Genomic DNA, 21,948 nt, shown 5'->3' on the forward strand with positions numbered 1-21,948 from the left:
CCTCCCCCCCCCCCCCCCCCCCCCCCCCCCCCGGCCCGCATCCGGGAGTCGGGGCTTCCCGCGACCCACCCACCACGGAGGGGCTCCGCCGCTGGCCGGCCCGGCCGAAGGCCCGCCCTCCGCGCGATACAATGCCCACCATGAACACCCCACAGGATTCCAGCCTCGGTCGCGAGGTCAGTTACCCGTCGCAGTACGATCCCGGCCTGCTGTTTCCCATCCCCCGCAGCGGTGCCCGCGCCGAGATCGGCCTCGATGACGCCGCGCTGCCGTTCGTCGGCCATGACCGCTGGCACGCCTTCGAGCTGAGCTGGCTCGACCCGCGCGGCAAGCCGCAGGTGGCCGTGGCCACCGTGCAGGTGCCGTGCACCTCGCCGCGGTTGATCGAATCGAAGTCGTTCAAGCTGTACCTCAACTCCCTCAACAGCACCCGCATCGACAGCGCCGAGGCACTGCGCGAGCGCCTGGTGGCCGACCTGTCGGCCTGCGCCGGTGCGCCGGTCCAGGTCGAGTTCGGCCTGCCGGGCCTGCGTGAGACGCCGCTCGGTGAATCCATCGACGGGCTGGACGTGGAGATCGACTGCTACGGTCCGCCGCAGGCGGACTTCCTCGCCGCCGATGCGGGCGAGGTGGTGGAAGAGACCCTGGTCTCGGCGCTGCTGAAGTCCAACTGCCCGGTCACCGGCCAGCCGGACTGGGCCACGGTCAGCCTGCGTTACCGCGGACCGAAGATCGACCGCGCCGGACTGCTGCGCTACCTCATCAGCTACCGCGAGCACGCCGAGTTCCACGAACAGTGCGTTGAACGGATCTTCAGCGAAGTGTCTACGCGCTGCCAGCCGCAATGGCTGGAAGTGGAGGCCCGCTACACCCGCCGTGGTGGCCTGGATATCAATCCCTGGCGTGCCAGCCCCGGCATCGCTGCCCCGGCTGCGACCTATCGCGAACTGCGGCAGTAACCGCCGCAGGCGGTCGCCCGTTGTGCCGGGCCATGCCCGGCGAGCACCGCGGCCAAGCCCAGCACCGCCGGCCAGCGGCCGGCACTACCGCACACCTTCTCTCCCGATTGTTCAGCCGCCCCGGGGGGCGGCTTCACATCTGCACCATCCCCATTTAACAACCTCCATGGCACCGTGCGAACCACGTAGTCATGCAGACGGGAGTTGTGGATGAGTACCGAGAAGAAAGCCGATTTCTCCGGCGTCAGTGGCAGTGTCGACAGTACCGCCGAGCAGGTGCCGAAGGCGGACTTCTCCGGCGTCAGCGCCTCGGTGGACAGCACCGCAGACGTTGTCAGCGGCGGCACCTATACCGTGCAGAAGGGTGACTCGCTGTCGAAGATCGCCAAGCAGCATCTGGGCGACGCCAATGCCTGGAAGAAGATCTTCGAAGCCAACCGCGATGTGCTTGATGACCCGGACAAGATCTTCCCGGGCCAGACCCTGAAACTGCCGCCGAAGTAAGCCGGCCGAACGTCGTCCGACAATCCCTGGGAGGAACCCCGAATGATCAAGACCACCCCGCTCCAGACCGCCCTGATCGCCGCCCTGCTGGGCAGCGTCGCCTTGGTCGGTTGCAAGAAGAAAGAAGAGTCGACCGACAGCAACGCCGCTCCGGCAGCGACCGCTCCGGCCGAACCGGCAGCACCCGCACCGATGACCGGCGCGCCGCCGCCGATGGCCGAAGCCGCTGCAGTGAGCGTATCGGCGGTCACGGTCGGCAAGACCGCAGCCGCCGACAAGTCGGTTGCGACCACGGCATTGTTCGCACCGAAGGACGACGTCATTGTCTCGGTCAAGACCGACGGTGCCGCCAACAACGTCACCGTTGGCGCGAAGCTGACCTACCAGGACGGCCAGGTGGCCGGTGAACAGAACGCCACACTGAACACCAGCGGTGCAGAAACCACCAACGTCACGTTCAAGAATGCAAAGGGCTGGCCGGCCGGCAAGTACCGGGCCGAAGTCACCGTCGATGGCAAGGCGGCCGGAACGCCGCAGGAGTTCGAGGTCAAGTAAGTCCTGCCGACTCTCTCCCGGCAGGGCTCACGATGGACGCAGCCGCGAGGCTGCGTCCTTTTTTATTGGGCGATGCCGCTTTGGGGGCTACCGGGATACGCTGAACGGAACACGGACAGGTCGGGAGACAGGATGTTCAGCTGGATTGCGCTCACACTCGCAATGGGACCAGTAAATCTCTGGAGCTACAGTTGCGACCACTTCCTATACGGCGCCTGTGTGCGCGTGCCGACAGGCATGTCCGTGACCTACGAGGCACCTGTTGACTTTGGTCTGCACCGCATCAGGCATGATGGTAGGGAAATCGCCCTGATCTACGAGGGCGACGCCCCCGAAAAGCCTGCGTCAGGAAGCACGCCGGATCTTCGTTTCACGGACGGCGGATATGCCGTGTCGGGATACGTAAGGTCGGAAGGACGTTCCACTAGGTACGATGTCTACATTCGGCCCGGATCGTCTGACGCCGGTTCGCTGCACATCCGAGGTGCTGCAGCGACGGCTGATGAACTCGCCAGCCTGGCCGCCGTCGTTGGGGGATTCCGTGTCTGCAATTTCCAGCAAAGCAAGCGCGCACAGACGTTGACCTGTCCGAGGCGTGCCGAGTGGGGGCAGCGATTGTCGGAGTGGGTCATGCGTGCCTCCACGAGCGGGAAGTCGAACTAGCCATCAAGCCTCGGGTTCCAGACCGGAAGCGAGCCAACGACGAAACACAGCGGTCCAGTACCGCCGCGTATGGCACGGCTTTGCCCCGCGCGGCTGAAAACGCGACAATGCAGGGGTTTCCCCGCCGCGCGCCCACCCTGACGGCGACGGGGAAAGCGTGGGGCTCGGCCCCGCGCGCGACACGGTTGCACGTGGCCCGGCGCTGGCGCCGGCCTTCCCCTGAGCATTGCTACAGAGTCCAAGTCCCCCATGTCCAAGATCCTCTACACGCTGACCGACGAAGCACCGTTCCTGGCCACCCAGTCGCTGCTGCCGATCGTCGGCGCCTACACCGCCACCGCAGGCATTGTGGTGGAAACCCGTGACATCTCGCTGTCCGGCCGCATCCTGTCGCTGTTCCCGGAACTGCTCAGTGACGCGCAGAAGGTCAGCGACGACCTGGCCGAGCTGGGCCAGCTGGCGACCACCCCGGACGCCAACATCATCAAGCTGCCGAACATCTCCGCCTCGGTGCCGCAGCTGAAGGCGGCCATCAAGGAACTGCAGGACCAGGGTTACCCGCTGCCGGATTACCCGGAAACCCCTGCCGACGACCAGCAGCGCGACTACAAGGCGCGCTACGACAAGGTCAAGGGCAGTGCGGTGAACCCGGTGCTGCGCGAAGGCAATTCGGACCGCCGCGCACCGCTGTCGGTGAAGAACTACGCGCGCAAGCACCCGCACCGCATGGGCGCCTGGGCGTCGGATTCGAAGTCGCACGTCGCGCACATGGCCGCCGGTGATTTCTATGGCAGCGAGAAGTCGGCCACCGTGGCCAACGCCGGTGCGCTGAAGATCACCTTCCACGGCAAGGACGGCAGCGCCGTCGTGCTGAAGGAGAAGACCGCGGTCAAGGTCGGCGAGATCGTCGATGCCGCCGTCATGAGCCGCAAGGCACTGGCCGCGTTCATCGGTGAGCAGATCGCCGATGCCAAGGCGCAGGGCGTACTGTTCTCGCTGCACCTGAAGGCGACGATGATGAAGGTCTCCGACCCGATCATGTTCGGCGTGGTGGTCAACGAGTTCTACAAGGACGTGCTGGCCAAGCACGCCGACGTGTTGAAGCAGGCCGGTTTCGATGCCAACAACGGCATTGGTGATCTGGCCGCGCGCCTGCCGTCGCTGCCCGAAGCCACCCGCGCTGCGATCGAAACCGACCTGGCTGCCGAGTACGCACAGCGCCCGGGCGTGGCCATGGTCAACTCGGACAAGGGCATCACCAACCTGCACGTGCCGAGCGACGTGATCGTCGACGCCTCGATGCCGGCGATGATCCGCGACTCCGGCAAGATGTGGAATGCCGAAGGCAAGCTGCAGGACACCAAGGCGGTCATTCCGGACCGCTGCTACGCCGGCGTGTACCAGGCCGTCATCGACGACTGCAAGGCGCACGGTGCCTTCGACCCGGCCACCATGGGCTCGGTGCCGAACGTCGGCCTGATGGCGCAGAAGGCTGAAGAGTACGGCTCGCATGACAAGACCTTCCAGATCGTCGCCGACGGCGTGGTCAAGGTCACCGACGACGCGGGCACCGTGGTGTTCGAACACGCCGTGGAAGCCGGTGACATCTGGCGCATGTGCCAGACCAAGGACGCACCGATCCAGGACTGGGTGAAGCTGGCTGTCGAACGCGCCCGCCTGAGCAGCACTCCGGCCGTGTTCTGGCTGGATGCCGCCCGCGCCCACGACGCGCAGGTCATCGCCAAGGTCGAGCAGTACCTGAAGGACCACGACACCAACGGCCTGGACATCCGTATCCTGCCGCCGGTGGAAGCTACGGCCTTCTCGCTGGACCGCATCCGCAAGGGCGAAGACACCATCTCGGTGACCGGCAACGTGCTGCGCGATTACCTGACCGACCTGTTCCCGATCATGGAGCTGGGCACCAGCGCCAAGATGCTGTCGATCGTGCCGCTGATGGCCGGTGGTGGCCTGTTCGAGACCGGCGCCGGTGGTTCGGCGCCGAAGCACGTACAGCAGTTCGTCGAAGAGGACTACCTGCGCTGGGATTCGCTGGGTGAGTTCCTGGCCCTGGCCGCCTCGCTGGAACACCTGGGCAACCGCTACGACAACGCTGCCGCCCGTGTGCTGGCCAAGGCGCTGGACGAAGCCAACGGCCAGTTCCTGGACAACGACAAGTCGCCGTCGCGCAAGCTCGGTGGCATCGACAACCGTGGCAGCCACTTCTACATCGCCCTGTACTGGGCGCAGGCGCTGGCTGCGCAGAACGACGATGCCGCATTGAAGGCGCGCTTCGCTCCGCTGGCCAAGGCGCTGACCGACAACGAGCAGAAGATCGTTGAAGAGCTGATCGCGGTGCAGGGCAAGGCCGTGGACATCGGCGGCTACTACCGCCCGGACGTGGCCAAGGCCAGCAAGGCGATGCGCCCGAGCGCGACCTTCAACGCCGCGCTGGAGCAGCTGCGTGGCTGATCCATCGCCGCCCGCTTGACCCCGGAACCCGCGCTTCGGCGCGGGTTTCTTTTTTGGGTGGCCCCATTCGCCCCCCGTCCAGAACCGTGACTTCCGTCGGCTGTCGGAATGCCGTCAAAGGGGCATGAAACTTGCCCGCGATGGCCGTCGCAGAACCGATCGGACACCGTCTGCAACCGCTCCCGATCTGAGCAGTCGATCACGACGGCTGCCGCTGGCGATGCCCTAGCCTTGGCGACGCGAGGCCACCGGGGAGGTGGCCGCACGGGGAACACGGATGGCACGCGTGCTGGTAGTGGGAACCGACATCCAGGGCGAGCAGGCCCTGCTGCAACGGCTGCGTTTGGCGTCTGCGCTGCCGGACGGCCAGATCCGTCGCAGCCAGGACCTGGACGACTGCGACCTGCTGGTCATCCGCGATACGCCGGCGCTGCGCAATGCGGCCCTTCGCATGCGCGAGCAACGCCCGCGACTGCAGTGCTGGATCGAAGACCTGGGCGGCCAGCTGCGCGACGGCGATGGCCATCAGGACATACTTGATGACGGTGCCATCGGCCGCGCCCTGCGCGGGATGCAGTTGGCAGTGGAGCCCCTGGCCATGCACGCACCCGCACCGATCCGCCTGGCCGATGGTGCACACGCCATCACCCGCCTCCTGCGGGAGCGCCTGCCGTTGCGCCAGGGCCAGGCCCTGCTCTGCGATGCCGGAGAGCCGGTACTGCTGATGGACCTGGAACACGACCAGGCCGTGTTGTTGCAGGAGCCCGCGGCTGCGCTGGTCGAACGCCTGGCCGATGCCTTCGAGCGCCTGCAGCTGGATGCGCTGACGCCGGCGCGCCTGCATGCCCTGGCCGGTGAGCGGCCACGCCAGCCACTACGGCCCCTGCTGTGGCAGTGGGCACAACGCAGCCGCCATTGGCAGGCACTGGACGAGCGCCTGCACAGTGCTTCGGTGAAGCTGCTGCGCTGGCCCGATTTCCGCGTGCTGGGTCATGACCACGATGGCTTCCGCTTGTGCTCGTTGCTGCTCAAGCGTGCATGCACGGTAGACGAGTGCGCGATGCTGCTCGAGCTGCCGGTGGCCGCCGTGCGCGACTTCATCCATGCCGCCTACCTGTGCGGCTATGCGCAGCTGCAGTCCATGCCGGCGGCCCCGGTGACGGCGATACGTGGCAAGGGGGCCGACAGCGGCCTGCTGGCCCGCTTGTGGCGGCACCTGCGTGGGAGCGAGCGCAATGCGTGAGCACAAGGTGGTGGTGCTGGGCGGCATGGGCAGCGGCAAGTCGACCCTGGTGCGCAGCATCGCGGCCGGAGCGGTGATCGACACTGATGTGGCCAACAGTGACCGCGTCGGTGCCGACAAGGCGTCCACCACCGTGGCGCTGGACTATGCAGACATCGACCTGCCCAACGGCGAACGCCTGCGTTTGTATGGCACGCCGGGCCAGCAGCGTTTCGACTTCCTGTGGCCGATCCTGCTTCAGGGTGCCAGCGGCGCCGTGCTGCTGCTGGATGCGCGTCGTGCGGGCATTGCGACCGAACTGGAGGGCTACCTGCAGGTGCTGCAGCCGTTCGCATCGGCCTTGGCGCTGGTGGTGGCGATCACCCACCTGGACCGGGTGCCGCAGGCCGCAGTGGACGATTGGGCTGCACGCGCCTGCCTTGATGGCCAGCCGCTGCCCCTGCTGGCCGTGGATGCCCGTGACCGAGACCAGGGATTGTTGCTGATGGATGTATTGATGAGCGAAATGGAAGCGCACGCACTGGTGGCGGCGCATGGCTGACGGGCAGGTGGCGGTCCTGCCTGACGCTGGCCAGCGTGAGCGCCTGCAGCCGCTGCTGCAGGGCCTCCAGCAGCGGGTGGAAGGCGTGCGTACGGTGGTGCTGGCCAGCATCGATGGCTTTGCCCTGGTCAGCGCCGGTGCCGAAGGACGCGGCGAACGCCTGGCAGCGATGACCAGCGCGATGCTGGCGCTGGCCGCGGCGGTCGGGCGTGAACTGTTGCTGGGAGATCTGCAGACGCTGATGCTGGAGGCCGCAGGCGGCAAGGTGCTGATGCTGGCGATCCAGGCCGAAGGTCGTGCACCGCTGCTGCTGATGGCGGCCTGCGACCAGCGCAGCGTGATCGGCCAGGTGCTGTGGCAGAGCAGGGAATGTGGCCAGGCGATCCTGGCCGAACTCGGCGGACCGTGAGCCCGTCCGCAGGGGAACGAGGGGCTCGAACCAACACCGACAAGGGGTGCGACGTGGCTGGATTGAATGAATCGTTGAATGCACTGATGGGTATCGACGGCGCGCAGGCAGTGGCGCTGGTCGACTACGAAAGCGGCATGCTGCTGGGCGAGGCCGGTGCCGGCATGGACATGGAAGTGGCCGCCGCCGGCAACACCGAAGTGATCCGCGCCAAGATGAAGACCGCCGCATCGCTGAATCTCAACGACAGCATCGAAGACATCCTGATCTCGCTGGGCAAGGCGTACCACATCATGCGCCCGGTGGCGAAGAAGAAGGGGCTGTTCTTCTACATCGTGCTGGACCGTACCAAGTCCAACCTGGCATTGGCCCGGCGCAAGGTGCAGGACGTGGAGGCCGAACTGGCGATCTGAGCCATTGGCTTCGGTAGAGTCGAGCCCGCCCGACTGCTCTTTGCAACTGTAGAGCCGAGCCATGCTCGGCTGCTTCTGCCTGGATCAGCCGAGCATGGGCTCGGCTCTACACAAGCCACCCCACGCCAGCGTATGGTGAAGCCGGTCCTACCGGGTGAGCCACGCATGTCCGAGCCTGACATCGCTGCCGAGCTGGCGCCGCGCATTGCCGGCGTCATCCGCGATGGTTTCGAGCAGTACCACGCCCGCTTCGCGGCGATCTCCGCGCGCGCGCGGCAGCGCTTCGAGCAGCGCGACTGGGCCAGTGCCCGGCAGGACGCGGTCGAGCGCATCGCGCTGTACGACCTGTGCATCGCCGAGCAGATGGATGCGTTGCGCCGCCTCGCCGGTGACGCGATCGGCGAGCGCGCGCTGTGGTTGCAGGTGCACGCCGGCTACAGCGCGCTGCTGCAGGGCCTGATCGACGCCGAGCTGTACAAGACCTTCTACAACACGCTGTCGCGGCGCCTGTTCGCCACTCGTGGCGTGGACCCGGCACTGGAGTTCATCGCCTTCGATGTCGAGCCTTCCGACGCCATCACCCATCCCGTCGCGCGCCATACCTATGCCGTCTCGCCGACGCGGCCGGTGGAGGCACTGCAGCGGGTGCTGGCCGACTACCGCTTCGATGTTCCCTATGCGCACCAGCTGCGGTGCGCCGCGGCCATCGCCGTGCGCCTGCAGGACGATCTTGCCCATTGGGGTGACACGCCGGTGCGCAGCATCGAACTGCTCGATACCGTGTTCTACCGCGAGCGTCGTGCCTATCTGGTCGGCCGCGTGTTCGGCGAGCATCGGTTCTCGCCGTGCGTGATCGCGCTGGTCAACGACGAGCGTGGGCTGCGTGCCGATGCGGTGCTGACCCGGCGCCGCGACGTGGCTCACCTGTTCGGCGTGTCGCGCAGCTACTTCCAGGCCAACCTGGCCACGGTGGGCGATGCGGTGGTGTTCCTGCGCAGCCTGCTGCCAGGCAAGCCCATCGATGAGATCTACACCGTGCTGGGCCGTGCCAAGCAGGGCAAGACCGAGCGCTACCGCACCTTCTTCCGCCACTTCAACGAGCACCCGCAGGAGCGGCTGGTGCATGCCGAAGGCACGCCCGGCATGGTCATGGCGGTGTTCACGCTGCCCAGCTATCCGCTGGTGTTCAAGCTGATCCGCGACCGATTCGCCTGGCCGAAAGCGATGTCACGCCAGCAGGTGGAAGAGAAGTACGCACTGGTGTTCAACCTTGATCGTGTCGGTCGCCTGCTTGATGCACAGCCTTATCGCCACCTGCGGTTCCCGCGTGACCGCTTCGCACCGGCGCTGCTGGACGAACTGCTGCAGCAGTGCGCGCAGAGCGTGCGCATCGATGGCGATGAGGTGGAGATTGCGTTGTGCTATGTGCAGCGCCGCTTCCGTCCATTGAATCTGTACCTGCGCGAACAGGGCGGGGAGGCGATACGTGCAGCGGCGCTGGATTACGCGCAGGCGATCACCGACATGGCGCGCAACAACATCTTCCCCGGGGACATGCTGCCGAAGAACTTCGGCGTGTCGCGGCACGGGCGGGCGGTGTTCTACGACTATGACGAACTGTGCCTGGTCAGCGACTGTGTATTCCGCGCCTGGCCGCAGCCGCGTACGCCGGAGGAGGCGATGGCCGACGAGCCCTGGTTCCATGTTGGCCCGCGCGATGTGTTTCCCGAGCGCTTCGGTCCGTTCATGGGCCTGCCGGCTGCGGAGCTGGCAGCCGTGCGCGAGCACTACCGGCACCTGTTCGATCCGGGCTGGTGGCAAGGCCTGCAGGAACGCTTCGCACGAGGGGACTATCCGGATACACCGCCCTATGCGGGCGCACACCGGCTGGCCTGAGCCGGCTGTCATGGGTGTTGGGACTGAGGTACGCTCGCCGTTCATCACCAAGGATCCGGCAATGATGCGTTCCCCACTGTTTCTCGCCCTCGCGCTGGCCGTAGGTGCCGGCGCCCCCCTGCTTGCAGGCGACGCCACTGCGCAGACCGCGCGTGCTGTACGTGCGACTGCGGAAATGAGCATGGTGCTGTCCGGTCATATCGAGGTCACGCCGGAGGGCGCGGTCAGTTCGCTGGTGCTGGACCAGAAAGCCATGGTCGCCCCGAGCATCGCCTCCTTCGTGGAAGGCACCATTGGTGGCTGGCGCTTCGAACCCACGCTGCGCGATGGCCAGGCGGTGGCCACGCGGGCCCCTTTGCGCGTTCGCCTGCGCGGCAAGGCTGCGGCCGACGGCGGTTATGACATCAGCATGACCAGTGTCGACTTCAGCGAGTACGATCCGAAGGCTACTGATTCGGTGACCCCGCTGCACATGACACCGCCGCGCTACCCGGAGGCGGCCTACCGAAACGGTGGCCAGGGTGAGGTGCTGCTGTTGGTCAAGGTGGCGCGCGACGGAACTGTGGCCGACGTGGCCGCTGAGCAGGTGAACATGGCTGTGGTCGCGTCCGAGCGGACCCTGGCCAAGATGCGCGACATCCTGGCCAGAGCCAGCGTCAGCACCGCCCGCACGTGGACCTTCAAGCCGCCGACCACCGGCGAGGACAGCACCCGGGACAGCTGGACGGTTCGCATCCCGGTGAACTTCGCCCTGAACCATGATCCCAATGCAGAGGCGGAACGCTATGGCCGCTGGCGCGCCTTCATTCCGGGGCCGCGGCAGAGCGTGCCGTGGCACGAGGCGGACCCGGTCGAGCAGGCCGGCAGCGATCTGCTGCCGGAAGGCGGCGTCTACATGGTGGACGCCGCCAAGCGCGGCCTGCGCCTGCTGACCCCGCTGCAACAGAGCTGAGACCCGCTGCGGAGCCGGGCAGCCTGGCTCCGCGTCAGTCGGCGTACGGGTAGACCACCACCCGGTTGCGGCCCTGTTCCTTGGCCATGTACAGCGCCTTGTCGGCCAGCCGCAATGCCTGCTCGGCGTCGACATGGAAGCTGGGGAAGTGGGCCACGCCCAGCGATACGGTGATGGTGCCGACCGGTTCGAAGGGATGGTCGGCGATGTGCTGGCGCAGGCGTTCACCGGCCTGACGGGCCGATTCAGTACTGATGCCCGGCAGCAGCAGCAGGAACTCCTCGCCACCGGCGCGACAGAGGATGTCGCTGTCGCGCGAGTAGCGGCGCATCTGGTCGGCGATGTGGACGATGGCGTTGTCGCCGACGTCATGCCCATAACCGTCGTTGATCGCCTTGAAGCGATCGATGTCCAGCGCCAGGATCGCGAACGGGATGCCCTGCACCTGCAGCGCGTCCAGCGCCTGCTGCAGCCCGCGGCGGTTGAGCAGGCTGGTCAGCGGGTCGGTACGGCTGGCGCGGTTGAGCGTGCCGATGCGGTCCTGCAGCGCATTGAAGCTGTGCAGCACCGCCTGCTTGAGCTGGGCGACCTCGAAGTACCAGGCGCGGATGCCACTGACATGGTTGATCGCATTGCCGGTGTCCTCGCCGCCCTGCACATTGCGCGCCAGCTGCCACAGCGGCATCGAAATGCGGCGCGCGAACCACCAGGTGACCAGCAGCGACAGCAGGCCCAGCGGAATCGCGTTCCAGATCACTGCGGTCATCAACCGCGACAGCGGCTGCAGCGTGGCTTCGGTCGGGCGCTGGGCGATGATGCCCCAGCCGGTGGCCGCTACCGGCGCATAGCCGGCCAGCATCGACACACCACGGTTGTTGCGCACCTGCTGTGCGCCACGTTCACCGCGCACCACCGCCTTCACCGCCGGATTGCCGACCACGTAGTCGCCCACGCGCTTGCCATCGGCGTGGTACAGCAGACGGCCATTGCGGTCGACGACGTACAGGTAGGAGCCATCGCGGTAGTAGTGCTTGCCCAGTAACGTATGCAGTGCGCTGCGCTGGCGCAGGTACAAGGTGCCGCTTACATAGCCGCGATAGCGGCCTTGGCGGTCGAAGATCGGGTGCGACAGCGAGACCAGCAGCTTGCCGGTGGCCGACTGGTAGGGATCGCTGATCATCGGCTGGCGCGCGGCCAGCGCGGCATTGTTGCCGACACTGTGCAGCACCTCGCCCTGCAGCTGCAGGGTCTGTGGCGAGGTGGCGATCACCAGGCCGTCCGCGTCCACCACCAACGAGGAATTGAAGCTGCTGGACTGCAGCTGCAGGCGGCTGGCTTCGTCCTGTGCATGGGCCGGATCGAGGTCGGCCTCGCCCAGCCGGGTGGCGGCATAGGCCAGTTGCTGCTGCGCGGCGAGCAGGAAGTTCTGGGTGGTCTCGGCCAGCTTGGTGGCATAGACGCGGTTGGCCTCCAGCGTGTTGCCGACCAGCTGGTCGCGCTGCACCCGGTAGCTGGCCAGCAGCGTGTTGGCCAGCGCGATGATGGCGCTGAGCAGGGCCAGGGCGAGGATCAGCTTGCCCAGGTTGAGGCGGGGAGACAGCGTTCGCATGCGTCGACGGATCCGGCAGGAGGCTGGACCCGACCGGTTCTCCGGAAGGGGCGACAGCGGGAATCGGTGGCCCGGCCGTCAGGGCCGGGCAGGGGCCGGCGGATTATCGCCAAAAGCGGGCGGCGGCGAAGTGAAGTGCGTCGCCCTGCAGGCAAAAAAAAACCTGCCGCAGCGAGCGGCAGGTTTCTTCCGATACAGCCCCGTGGATCAGCGCTTCATCGAACCGAAGAACTCGTCGTTGGACTTGGTGTTCTTCATCTTGTCCAGCAGGAATTCCATCGCGGCCATTTCATCCATCGGATGCAGCAGCTTGCGCAGGATCCAGATCTTCTGCAGCAGTTCCGGCTCGATCAGCAGGTCTTCGCGGCGGGTGCCCGAACGGTTGATGTCGATGGCCGGGAACACGCGCTTTTCAGCGATGCGGCGGCTCAGGTGCACTTCGCTGTTGCCGGTGCCCTTGAACTCTTCGTAGATCACCTCGTCCATCTTCGAGCCGGTGTCGACCAGCGCGGTGGCGATGATGGTCAGGCTGCCGCCTTCTTCCACGTTGCGCGCGGCACCGAAGAAGCGCTTCGGGCGGTGCAGGGCGTTGGCGTCCACACCACCGGTCAGCACCTTGCCCGAGCTCGGCACCACGTTGTTGTAGGCACGGGCCAAGCGGGTGATCGAGTCGAGCAGGATCACCACGTCCTTCTTGTGCTCGACCAGGCGCTTGGCGCGCTCGATGACCATTTCGGCCACCTGCACGTGGCGCGCGGCCGGCTCGTCGAAGGTCGAGCTGATGACCTCGCCGCGCACGGTGCGCTGCATTTCGGTCACTTCTTCCGGGCGCTCGTCGATCAGCAGCACGATCAGGTGCACGTCCGGATGGTTGGTGGTGATGGCCGTGGCCACCTGCTGCATCATCATCGTCTTGCCCGCCTTCGGCTGCGAAACGATGAGCGAGCGCTGGCCCTTGCCCTGCGGTGCCATCAGGTCGAGGATGCGGCCGGTGATGTCTTCCGACGAACCGTTGCCACGCTCCAGGGTGAACCGGCGGCGCGGGAACAGCGCGGTCAGGTTCTCGAACAGCACCTTGTTCTTCGACGCTTCGATCGGCTCGCCGTTGATGGTGTCGACGATGTTCAGCGCGAAGTAGCGCTCGCCGTCCTTCGGGAAGCGGATGCGGCCGGAGATATGGTCGCCGGTGCGCAGGTTGAAGCGGCGGATCTGGCTGGGCGAGATGTAGGTGTCGTCCGGGCCGGCCAGGTAGCTGGCTTCGGCCGCGCGCAGGAAGCCGAAGCCGTCCGGCAGGATTTCCAGCACGCCGTCGGCGGCGACGCCGTCACCGTGGCGGGTCAGTACCTTCAGCAGGGCGAAGATCACATCCTGCTTGCGGGCGCGGGCCACGCCTTCGGAGATCTGCAGCTGCTCGGCGATTTCCAGCAGCTTCTGTGCCGGCATACGCTTGAGGTCGCTCAGCGAATAGACCGGGAAGCCTTCCGGCACGTTGGCGTGCGGGCGAGGTACGAAGGGCTGCTGCTCGCCGCCGTCGTTGGGCATGCCGTCGTCGCGGAAGCGGTTGTTGTTGCGGTCACGGTCACGGCGGTTGCGGAAGCGGTCACGGCGGTTGCCCTGGCCTTGCCCCTGGCCCTGCTGGCCGTTCTGGTTGTACGGGTTCTGGCCCTGGTTCTGGCCCTGGTTCTGGCCCCCCCCTTGGTGGTTCTGCTGCCGCGGCTGGCCGGATTCGCGACCCTCACCACCTTCGCCACCGCCACTGCTGGCAGGGGCCTCGGCGGCGGGCGCGCTCGGTGCGGGGGCGGGGGCCGGTGCCTCGGGCGCGGTGGCCAGCGGCAGGGTCGGCTGCGCCGGAGCGGCGCTGGTTTCGGCGGCTGCCGGAGCGGCGGCCTTGCTCACGCGGGGCTTGCGCACACGCTTTTCGGCGGGCGCATCGGCGCTGCCGGTTTCGGGAGTGTTATCGGACAAGAGCGTTATTCCTCGCTTGAAGGTGCGAGCGCCCGGCTGGGGCGGCGAACGTTGGGAATGGGTCTGGAAGAAACTGCGTCCAGAGGGTGCGGCACGCGAACGCGGCCGGATATGCCGACACTATCATCGGCCTGCGGCGCCGTGCAAGGGCTGCCGGGAACAGCATTCATCATGGACGCGGGGCGCCCGCCGGCAGCCGCGGGGGGCGGCTGCCGGAAAACAGCAGGATCAGGCCAGGGCCTTGTCCAGCAGGCCGGCCAGCTGAGCCTTGCCCACCGCACCGATCTGCTCGCCAACCTTCTCGCCGTCCTTGAACACGACCAGGTACGGAATCGAACGCACGTGGTACTTGGCAGCCAGCGCACGGTTGTGGTCGACGTTGACCTTGGCGATCTTGGCGCGGCCCTGGTAGGCATCGGCCAGTTCGTCCAGCGCCGGGGCGATCATCTTGCACGGGCCACACCATTCGGCCCAGAAATCGACCAGCACCGGTTCCTTGGAATTCAGTACTGCGCTATCAAAGTCGGCATCGCCGACATGTACAACCTTGTCGCTCATCTTGGTTTCTCGTCTTGGATTGCACCCGGCAGTGCCGGAGGTGGGTGAACTGGGCCATGCCCGGTGGCGCGACCCTCGTCGTTGCCTCGCGGCGCACTGCCGCGGTGCGTTCGGCGGAATGCCTGGACGCTCACGGCCGGCAGTGTACCCCTATCGCAGGGCGGGGACAGGCGCCGGCTGGAACCCAGCGTATCGTGATCGCTTCGAAGCCCGGTATGTGTCGGATTTCACTGTCTTCCCGAAGATGGGGGTGGCAGCGGGCGACACCAGCGATCCCGGCCAGGCCGTTCAAGTCCGGTGTGGCTGAGTGAAGGAAGGTTGTCTCACTGGCCGTGAGACCGTGCATTCCGGTTTGCCGGCCCGAGTGCGTTAAACTGGGGCATTGTGCGGCGCGCGGACCGGGTGGTCCCAGCCTGCCAACCCGCCGCAGGGGCCGCAGTTTGCGACGGTGCCCCTAGACGATGAAGTGCCAGCCGCCCTACAGGCCGGCGGCCATACCAAGACGGACTCATGAGCGACAAACCGCTGACCGATTTGACCTTTTCCTCCTTCGAGCTGCATCCGGCCCTGCAGGCCGGCCTTGAAGGAGCCGGATTCACCCGCTGCACCCCGATCCAGGCGCTGACCCTGCCGGTCGCGCTGGCCGGCGGTGATGTTGCCGGCCAGGCCCAGACCGGCACCGGCAAGACCCTGGCTTTCCTGGTCGCTGTCGTGAATCGCCTGTTGAGCAAGCCGGCCCTGGCCGACCGCAAGCCGGAAGACCCGCGCGCGCTGATCCTCGCCCCGACCCGCGAACTGGCCATCCAGATCCACAAGGATGCGGTGAAGTTCGGCTCCGATCTGGGCCTGCGCTTCGCACTGGTCTACGGCGGTGTCGACTACGACAAGCAGCGCGAGATCCTGCAGCAGGGCGTGGACGTGATCATCGCCACCCCGGGCCGCCTGATCGACTACGTGAAGCAGCACAAGGTGGTCTCGCTGCACGCCTGCGAGATCTGCGTGCTGGACGAAGCCGACCGCATGTTCGACCTGGGCTTCATCAAGGACATCCGCTTCCTGCTGCGTCGCATGCCGGAGCGCACCACCCGGCAGACCCTGCTGTTCAGCGCCACCCTCAGCCATCGCGTGCTGGAGCTGGCCTACGAACACATGAACGAGCCGCAGAAGCTGGTGGTCGAGGCCGAGACGGTGACCGCCGCGCGCGTGCGCCAGAAGCTGTACTTCCCGGCCGACGAAGAGAAGATTCCGCTGCTGCTGGGCCTGCTGTCGCGCAGCGAAGGCGCACGCACCATGGTGTTCGTCAACACCAAGGTGTTCGTCGAGCGCGTCGCCCGTTCGCTCGAAAAGGCCGGCTACCGTGTCGGCGTGCTGTCCGGCGACGTGCCGCAGAAGAAGCGCGAGAGCCTGCTCAACCGCTTCCAGAAGGGCCAGCTGGAAATCCTGGTGGCCACCGACGTGGCCGCGCGTGGCCTGCACATCGACGGCATCAAGTACGTCTACAACTACGACCTGCCGTTCGACGCCGAAGACTACGTGCACCGCATCGGCCGTACCGCCCGCCTGGGCGAGGAAGGCGATGCGATCAGCTTCGCCTGCGAACGCTACGCGATGAGCCTGCCGGACATCGAGGCCTACATCGAGCAGAAGATTCCGTCCGAGCCGGTCACCAAGGAACTGCTGACCGCGCTGCCGCGTCCGGAACGCCCGGCCCCGGCCGCCGGCGAGGAGGGTGAAGAGAACGAGAGCGTCGGCCAGATCTTCCGTGAAGCGCGCGAAGCCCGCGCCGCTGAGGAAGAGCGTCGTGGCGGTGGCCGCAGTGGTGGCCGCTCCGGCGGTGGCCGCGGCGAACGGCGCGACGGCGAGCGCAGCGGCGAACGCCGTTCGCGTGGCCCGCGCAAGCCGCGCGTGGAAGGCGACCAGGCAGCTGCAGCGCCGGCCGAAGGTGCCGAAGCCGCCGTAGCCCAGGCCCCGCGTCCGCCGCGCCCGCCGCGTGCCGAAGGTGCGCCGGAAGGCGCCGCCGATGGCGAGCGCAAGCCGCGCAAGCGCCGTCGTCGTCGCCACGGCCGTCCGGTCGAAGGTGCCGAGGGCGTGCAGGCCAATGCCGGCAACGGCGCCAGCCCGGTCACCCCGGTGCAGGTGGTGGCCAAGCCGGTGCGCACGGCTGCCGATACCGGTGATTCGTTCCTGACGCGCATCGGCCGCAAGATCCGCCGGATGCTGTCGGGCAACTGAGCCGCCGATGGTGGGTGCGGACCTTGGTCCGCACTGAGCCGAGCATGGGCTCGGCTCTACAGCCCCCATGCCGCCCTGTAGAGCCGAGCCTACGCTCGGCTGCTCCTGCGGCTACCACCCATCGCCCCACCATCTCCACGATGTCGCGCCGCTCCTGCATAATCGGGGCATGAGTGTCCTGCGCTTCGACAATGTCAGCAAACAGTACGCCGGTGGCCACGAGGCGCTGATCGATGTCAGCTTCGAGGTCGCGCCGGGCGAGATGCTGTTCGTCACCGGCCATTCCGGTGCGGGCAAAAGCACCCTGCTCAAGTTGATCCACCTGGACGAGCGGCCCAGCCGCGGCGCCGTGGTGTTCGACGAGCGCAACCTGCTGAAGGTGCGCGGCGGCGACGTGCCTCGCCACCGCCGCGCGGTCGGCGCGGTCTACCAGGACCATCGCCTGCTGATGGACCGCTCCATCGCCGAGAACGTGGCGCTGCCGCTGATCCTGCGCGGCACCCGCCGTGGCGACATCGGAAAGCGCGTGCGCTCGGTGCTGGAACGGATGGGCCTGGGTCATCGCGAGAAGGCGCTGCCCTCGCAGCTGTCGGCCGGCGAGCAGCAGCGGGTCGGCATCGCCCGCGCCATCGTCGGCGAACCCAAGCTGCTGGTGGCCGACGAGCCGACCGGCAACCTCGACCCGACCCTGGCGGCAGAGATCATGGCCCTGTTTGCCGAGCTGCCCTCGCGCGGCACCAGCGTGCTGGTGGTCAGCCACGACCTGCCGCTGCTGCGCCGCATGCGCAAGCGCGTGCTGATCCTCAACCACGGCCGGCTGGTGGACGACATCTCGCCGCAGGACCTGGCGGAGTAACGCATGGCGAAGAACGAAAACAGCGAAGCGGCCGCACCCTCGCGCGTGGGCGTCTGGTTCCAGCATCACGCGCACAGCGTGGTGTTCAGCCTGGGCCGCGCTTTCCGCAAGCCGTGGGCGACCCTGCTGACGGTGATGGTCATGGCATTGGCGCTGGCCCTGCCGCTGGGCCTGTCGATCGCGCTGGACAACCTCAAGCAGTTCGCCGGCAGCGTGCAGCAGTCGCGCGACATCAACGTGTTCCTGAAGGGCAATGTCGATGGCCCCGGCGCACTGCGCCTTGCCGGCCAGCTGCGCGACCGCGACGACGTGGCCGAAGTGAACGTGCGCACGCCGGAGCAGGGCCTGCAGGAACTGCGCGATGCCGGCCTCGGCGAGGCGATCGATGCGCTCAACGACAATCCGCTGCCCTCGCTGCTGGTGATCACCCCGGGCCAGGGCAAGGATGACGCACGCCTGGCGCGCGCGCTGGAGAGCCTGCCCGAGGCCGACCTGGTGCAGCACGATGCGCTGTGGCGCCAGCGCCTGGATGCCTGGCTGGCGTTCGGCGCGCGGCTGGTGCAGGTGCTGTCGGTACTGCTGGGCGTCGGCGCCGCGCTGGTGGTCGGCAACACCGTGCGTCTGGACATCCAGGCCCGTCGCGAGGAAATCGGCGTACTGCAGTTGCTTGGTGCCAGCGATGGTTTCATCCGCCGCCCGTTCCTGTACCTGGGCGCGTGGTACGGCCTGGGTGCCGGCGCGGTGGCGCTGGCCCTGATTGCTGCGGCCGGTGCCGCGCTGCGCGTGCCGCTGGCAGAACTCTCGCGCAGCTACGGCAGCCTGTTCGTGCTGCACGGCCTGGACCTGCTGCATGGCAGCCTGGTCCTGCTCGGCACGCTGCTGCTGGGCTGGCTGGGCGCGTGGCTGGTCACCGGCCACTTCCTCCGCCAGACCCGCCCGACCGACACCTGAGACCGGCATGCAACCGCAAGCGCTGAAGCACCTTGAAGGGCCCGCGACGCGGGTGATGGTGGTCGATGGTTCGAAGCTGGTGCGCAAGCTGATCGCCGATGTCCTGAAGCGCGACCTGCCGGGCGTGGAGGTGATCGGCTGCGACAGCATCGAGGACGCACAACAGGCGCTGGCGCAGGGTCCGGTGGACCTGGTGACCACCTCGCTGACCCTGCGTGATGGCGACGGTCTGGCGCTGGCGCGCATGGTCCGCGAAGCCGCCGGCCAGGCCTACGTACCGGTGATCGTGGTGTCCGGCGATGCCCAGCAGCACCTGGAGCAGCGTCGCTTCACCGAATTCGTCACCGACTATTTCGACAAGGCGCTGGGCCACGAGGCGCTGGCGACCTTCATCCGCGGCTATGTGCAGCCGCAGACCATTCCCGGCGCGACCATCCTCTATATCGAGGACAGCCGCGTAGTGGCCGAAGCCACCAAGCGCATGCTCGAACGCCAGCAGTTGAACGTGCTGCACGTGGTCAGCGCCGAAGAGGCGTTCACCCTGCTCACTGCCGAGTCGCTGGGCCGCAGCCGCCACCGCATCGACCTGGTGCTGACCGATGTCACCCTGAAGGGCGAGCTGAGCGGCCGCGACGTGGTGCAGCGCGTGCGCGTGGACTTCGGTTACGGCAAGCGCCGCCTGCCGGTGCTGGTGATGACCGGCGACGGCAACCCGCACAACCAGACCGGGCTGCTGCAGTCCGGTGCCAACGACCTGGTGCTCAAGCCGATTGAAGAGCGGCTGCTGGTCACCAAGGTGCTGTTCCAGCTGCGCCTGGCCCGTTTGAACGATGGACCCCTGATTCGATGATGGATGAAGTAGCCGACACCCCGACGATCCAGCTGGAACCAAGCTGGAAGCAGCATGTCGGTGATTACCTGCTGCAGCCGCAGATGCGTGAGCTGTCCAGCTTCCTGCGCCAGCGCAAGGCCGCGGGTGCGGCAGTGTTCCCGCCCGGCCCGCAGATCTTCGCCGCGTTCGATGCCACGCCGTTCGAGCAGGTGAAGGTGGTGATCCTCGGCCAGGATCCGTACCACGGTCGCGGCCAGGCCCATGGCCTGAGTTTCTCGGTGGCGCCGGGCGTACCGGTGCCACCGTCACTGCTGAACATCTACAAGGAGATCGAGAGCGATCTCGGTCTCCCGCGCCCCGACCACGGCTGCCTGATCCCGTGGGCACAGCGCGGCGTGCTGCTGCTCAACGCCGTGCTGACGGTAGAAGAGGGCAAGGCTGGCGCCCACCAGGGGCGTGGCTGGGAGGGCTTCACCGACCATGTGGTGGACGTACTCAACCGTGAGCGCGAAGGCCTGGTGTTCATGCTCTGGGGTGCCTATGCGCAGCAGAAGGGCAAGGTGATCGACACCCGCCGCCACCGTGTGCTGAAGTCGCCGCATCCGTCGCCCTTGTCAGCCCATCGCGGTTTCCTGGGCTGCCGGCATTTCTCGATGGCCAACGAGTACCTGCAGCGCCGCGGGCAGGCCCCGATCGACTGGTCGCTGCCGGCGCGTTCGGCCCTCTGAGCGGGCCGGGCAGGGGCCCGGCACCGCCAGGGATGAATCAGTGACCCGGTGCTGACACAGTGTCCGCCCGCCGGTAGTAGGCACGCGCGCCTTCGGCAATCACGCTCAGTGCCTGTACGCTGCCGTCGCCGCCGCGGTGGAACAGCAGCTCTGCCCCCACGCTGCCTGCCAGGAAGCGGACGGGCGTCAGCGCCTGCAGCGCGACCGGTGCATCACGCCCGGGCAGACGCAACTGCAGTCCAGTGTCGACCGACTGCACGTCCAGGGTGCTGGCCTCGAACCAGTCGGCCAGGCTGCTGCGGACATCCATCGGCAGGGCGTCATCGAGCATGAAGCGGCCGCTGAAGCCTGCGTAGCTGTCCACCAGCAGTGCCGGATCCAGCGTGCGGATAAGCGGCTTGGCGTTATGGCCGAGTGCATCGGACAAGGCATTGCGGATCTCCCCACGCAGTGCGGGACCGTTGTCGCCATTGGTCAGGATGACGAATCCATCGCCGCTCTCCGGATAGCCTTCGATGCCGGCGTGATAGCTGTCATTGCTGCCGTTGTGGAAGAAGCGGCGACTGGCACCGGCACCGGCCAGCTCCGGGCCCAGACCGCGGCCGGCCGGCGCTACTTCGCTGACCATCTGCAGGGCCAACGGCTGCGGCAGCCATCCACCCTTCGTGCGGATGCTGCGCAGCAGCGCCGCGACGAACCGGCCCATGTCGTTGGCGCTGGTCCACAGCCCGGACGCCGCCTGTTCTGGAAAGCTCTGCCAGCCGCGTGGCAGGGCCTCCGGCAGACCCTCGTTGTCGTGCGCATGGGCAACGTTGCCGTAGCCGGAAGGCAGGGGACTCTGATACGTGCTGCGCGACATGCCCAGCGGCGTGAACACCTCGCGGCGGGCGACGTCGGCGAAGGGTGTACCGGTCATGTCCTCGATCGCCAGCTGTACCACGGTGTAGCCGCCACCGGAATAGTCGACCTGCTGGCCGGGTGCGTGGATCAGGCGTATCGGTTCATTCTTTGCAGGCGCCAGCCCATCCAGTGTCTGCAGCAAGGTCGGCAGGCGTTCGGCGGGCTGATAGTCCTGGAATCCATGCACATTGAAGCCGGCGGTGTGCGAGAGCAGCATGCGCAGGTTGATCGGCGGGTGCAGTCCCTGCGCATCGGCAGGCACATGCCAGCGGCGCAGTCGGGCATCGATGTTCTCCTCCAGTGAGACCTTGCCGGCAGCAACCAGCTTCAGGGTGGTCGCCGCCGCGCCCATCTTGCTGACCGAGCCTACCGAGAACACGGTATCGGCATCCACCGCGTCGCGCGTGCCCGCCTGGCGCAGGCCATATCCGGCGGCGTACACCACCTTGCCATCGCGGATCACCGCAATGGCGGCTCCCGGTACCTTGTAATGGGCAAGGCGTTCGTCGATCGACCATCGCGGCAGCGCTGCGCCCAGCGGGGCTGTGCCGGGGCGCAGGCCATGGGCCATTGCTTGGGCAAAACGCGCAGTGTCTTCAGCGCCGGCGTCAGCGGCCATCACGCGGAACGGGGTCAGGCAGACCAGCAGCGAACACAGCACCAGGCGGTTCATCATCGACATCCTTGCAGGAATGGAAGAGGGTTGGGAT

19 protein-coding genes are annotated in these 21,948 nt (G+C 67.1%); 15 read left to right on the top strand and 4 right to left on the bottom strand.

Annotated features, from left to right (window positions below; translation table 11 throughout):
* Positions 1–140 precede the first annotated feature (140 nt).
* From queF to D7Y61_RS07610, 10 genes are all read left to right on the top strand, one after another.
* On the top strand, positions 141–959 hold the full coding sequence (gene queF / locus D7Y61_RS07565; RefSeq protein ID WP_180865756.1) for an NADPH-dependent 7-cyano-7-deazaguanine reductase QueF: 819 nt from the start codon (positions 141–143) through the stop codon (positions 957–959).
* A gap of 210 nt (positions 960–1,169) precedes the next feature.
* Positions 1,170–1,463, top strand: coding sequence for a LysM peptidoglycan-binding domain-containing protein (locus tag D7Y61_RS07570; RefSeq protein ID WP_005419771.1), 294 nt, complete (start codon positions 1,170–1,172; stop codon positions 1,461–1,463).
* A gap of 42 nt (positions 1,464–1,505) precedes the next feature.
* Positions 1,506–2,018, top strand: coding sequence for a hypothetical protein (locus tag D7Y61_RS07575; RefSeq protein WP_032130280.1), 513 nt, complete (start codon positions 1,506–1,508; stop codon positions 2,016–2,018).
* 912 nt (positions 2,019–2,930) lie between these two features.
* Positions 2,931–5,153 (top strand): NADP-dependent isocitrate dehydrogenase, encoded by a 2,223-nt coding sequence (locus tag D7Y61_RS07580; RefSeq protein ID WP_180865757.1) that lies wholly within the window; start codon positions 2,931–2,933, stop codon positions 5,151–5,153.
* Positions 5,154–5,430: 277 nt separating this feature from the next.
* Positions 5,431–6,396 carry a hypothetical protein gene (locus D7Y61_RS07585; RefSeq protein ID WP_180865758.1) on the top strand — a complete coding sequence of 322 codons (966 nt, stop codon included), beginning with the start codon at positions 5,431–5,433 and terminating at the stop codon, positions 6,394–6,396.
* Positions 6,389–6,937: a GTP-binding protein gene (locus D7Y61_RS07590; RefSeq protein ID WP_180865759.1), complete on the top strand. Its 549-nt coding sequence runs from the start codon at positions 6,389–6,391 to the stop codon at positions 6,935–6,937. Before D7Y61_RS07585 ends, D7Y61_RS07590 begins: the two co-directional genes overlap by 8 nt.
* A complete protein-coding gene (locus D7Y61_RS07595) occupies positions 6,930–7,346 on the top strand; it encodes a roadblock/LC7 domain-containing protein (RefSeq protein WP_180865760.1) in 417 nt (138 codons plus the stop codon). The genes D7Y61_RS07590 and D7Y61_RS07595 overlap by 8 nt, the downstream gene beginning before the upstream one ends.
* Before the next feature lie 53 nt (positions 7,347–7,399).
* On the top strand, positions 7,400–7,759 hold the full coding sequence (locus D7Y61_RS07600; RefSeq protein ID WP_005419760.1) for a hypothetical protein: 360 nt from the start codon (positions 7,400–7,402) through the stop codon (positions 7,757–7,759).
* 165 nt (positions 7,760–7,924) lie between these two features.
* Complete coding sequence (gene aceK / locus D7Y61_RS07605) at positions 7,925–9,655, top strand: bifunctional isocitrate dehydrogenase kinase/phosphatase (protein WP_180865761.1); 1,731 nt, start codon at positions 7,925–7,927, stop codon at positions 9,653–9,655.
* Positions 9,656–9,716: 61 nt separating this feature from the next.
* Positions 9,717–10,607 carry an energy transducer TonB gene (locus D7Y61_RS07610; RefSeq protein WP_180865762.1) on the top strand — a complete coding sequence of 297 codons (891 nt, stop codon included), beginning with the start codon at positions 9,717–9,719 and terminating at the stop codon, positions 10,605–10,607.
* 34 nt (positions 10,608–10,641) lie between these two features.
* On the opposite strand, the gene D7Y61_RS07615 is transcribed toward D7Y61_RS07610, so the two are convergent.
* From D7Y61_RS07615 to trxA, 3 genes are all read right to left on the bottom strand, one after another.
* Complete coding sequence (locus D7Y61_RS07615; RefSeq protein WP_180865763.1) at positions 10,642–12,216, bottom strand: sensor domain-containing diguanylate cyclase; 1,575 nt, start codon at positions 12,214–12,216, stop codon at positions 10,642–10,644.
* Positions 12,217–12,423: 207 nt separating this feature from the next.
* A complete protein-coding gene (rho, locus tag D7Y61_RS07620) occupies positions 12,424–14,181 on the bottom strand; it encodes a transcription termination factor Rho (RefSeq protein ID WP_180865764.1) in 1,758 nt (585 codons plus the stop codon).
* Between the two features lie 228 nt (positions 14,182–14,409).
* Entirely contained in the window at positions 14,410–14,739 is a 330-nt protein-coding gene (trxA, locus tag D7Y61_RS07625; protein WP_005411275.1) for a thioredoxin, read from the bottom strand.
* A gap of 510 nt (positions 14,740–15,249) precedes the next feature.
* Between trxA and rhlB the strand changes: the two genes are divergently transcribed.
* The 5 genes from rhlB to ung all read left to right on the top strand — a co-directional run bounded on the left by rhlB (position 15,250) and on the right by ung (position 20,338).
* Positions 15,250–16,971, top strand: a complete 1,722-nt coding sequence (rhlB, locus tag D7Y61_RS07630) for an ATP-dependent RNA helicase RhlB (protein ID WP_180865765.1) — start codon at positions 15,250–15,252, stop codon at positions 16,969–16,971.
* A gap of 169 nt (positions 16,972–17,140) precedes the next feature.
* Positions 17,141–17,827 (top strand): cell division ATP-binding protein FtsE, encoded by a 687-nt coding sequence (gene ftsE / locus D7Y61_RS07635; RefSeq protein ID WP_180865766.1) that lies wholly within the window; start codon positions 17,141–17,143, stop codon positions 17,825–17,827.
* 3 nt (positions 17,828–17,830) lie between these two features.
* Entirely contained in the window at positions 17,831–18,778 is a 948-nt protein-coding gene (ftsX, locus tag D7Y61_RS07640) for a permease-like cell division protein FtsX (protein WP_180865767.1), read from the top strand.
* 7 nt (positions 18,779–18,785) lie between these two features.
* Positions 18,786–19,628, top strand: a complete 843-nt coding sequence (locus D7Y61_RS07645; protein WP_180865768.1) for a response regulator — start codon at positions 18,786–18,788, stop codon at positions 19,626–19,628.
* Entirely contained in the window at positions 19,625–20,338 is a 714-nt protein-coding gene (ung, locus tag D7Y61_RS07650) for a uracil-DNA glycosylase (protein ID WP_180865769.1), read from the top strand. Before D7Y61_RS07645 ends, ung begins: the two co-directional genes overlap by 4 nt.
* A 37-nt stretch (positions 20,339–20,375) precedes the next feature.
* Here the strand turns inward: ung and D7Y61_RS07655 are convergent, their stop codons facing one another.
* On the bottom strand, positions 20,376–21,911 hold the full coding sequence (locus D7Y61_RS07655) for a serine hydrolase domain-containing protein (protein WP_258010290.1): 1,536 nt from the start codon (positions 21,909–21,911) through the stop codon (positions 20,376–20,378).
* Positions 21,912–21,948: the final 37 nt, after the last annotated feature.

Source organism: Stenotrophomonas maltophilia, from assembly GCF_013464485.1.
GTDB lineage: Bacteria > Pseudomonadota > Gammaproteobacteria > Xanthomonadales > Xanthomonadaceae > Stenotrophomonas > Stenotrophomonas maltophilia_AW.

Bases quoted from the DNA above. Each gene is read 5' to 3' on its own strand.
- queF (WP_180865756.1), top strand. From the start codon at position 141: ATGAACACCCCACAGGATTCCAGCCTCGGTCGCGAGGTCAGTTACCCG.
- D7Y61_RS07570 (WP_005419771.1), top strand. From the start codon at position 1,170: ATGAGTACCGAGAAGAAAGCCGATTTCTCCGGCGTCAGTGGCAGTGTC.
- D7Y61_RS07575 (WP_032130280.1), top strand. From the start codon at position 1,506: ATGATCAAGACCACCCCGCTCCAGACCGCCCTGATCGCCGCCCTGCTG.
- D7Y61_RS07580 (WP_180865757.1), top strand. From the start codon at position 2,931: ATGTCCAAGATCCTCTACACGCTGACCGACGAAGCACCGTTCCTGGCC.
- D7Y61_RS07585 (WP_180865758.1), top strand. From the start codon at position 5,431: ATGGCACGCGTGCTGGTAGTGGGAACCGACATCCAGGGCGAGCAGGCC.
- D7Y61_RS07590 (WP_180865759.1), top strand. From the start codon at position 6,389: ATGCGTGAGCACAAGGTGGTGGTGCTGGGCGGCATGGGCAGCGGCAAG.
- D7Y61_RS07595 (WP_180865760.1), top strand. From the start codon at position 6,930: ATGGCTGACGGGCAGGTGGCGGTCCTGCCTGACGCTGGCCAGCGTGAG.
- aceK (WP_180865761.1), top strand. From the start codon at position 7,925: ATGTCCGAGCCTGACATCGCTGCCGAGCTGGCGCCGCGCATTGCCGGC.
- D7Y61_RS07610 (WP_180865762.1), top strand. From the start codon at position 9,717: ATGATGCGTTCCCCACTGTTTCTCGCCCTCGCGCTGGCCGTAGGTGCC.
- D7Y61_RS07615 (WP_180865763.1), bottom strand. From the start codon at position 12,216: ATGCGAACGCTGTCTCCCCGCCTCAACCTGGGCAAGCTGATCCTCGCC.
- trxA (WP_005411275.1), bottom strand. From the start codon at position 14,739: ATGAGCGACAAGGTTGTACATGTCGGCGATGCCGACTTTGATAGCGCA.
- rhlB (WP_180865765.1), top strand. From the start codon at position 15,250: ATGAGCGACAAACCGCTGACCGATTTGACCTTTTCCTCCTTCGAGCTG.
- ftsE (WP_180865766.1), top strand. From the start codon at position 17,141: ATGAGTGTCCTGCGCTTCGACAATGTCAGCAAACAGTACGCCGGTGGC.
- ftsX (WP_180865767.1), top strand. From the start codon at position 17,831: ATGGCGAAGAACGAAAACAGCGAAGCGGCCGCACCCTCGCGCGTGGGC.
- D7Y61_RS07645 (WP_180865768.1), top strand. From the start codon at position 18,786: ATGCAACCGCAAGCGCTGAAGCACCTTGAAGGGCCCGCGACGCGGGTG.
- ung (WP_180865769.1), top strand. From the start codon at position 19,625: ATGATGGATGAAGTAGCCGACACCCCGACGATCCAGCTGGAACCAAGC.
- D7Y61_RS07655 (WP_258010290.1), bottom strand. From the start codon at position 21,911: ATGAACCGCCTGGTGCTGTGTTCGCTGCTGGTCTGCCTGACCCCGTTC.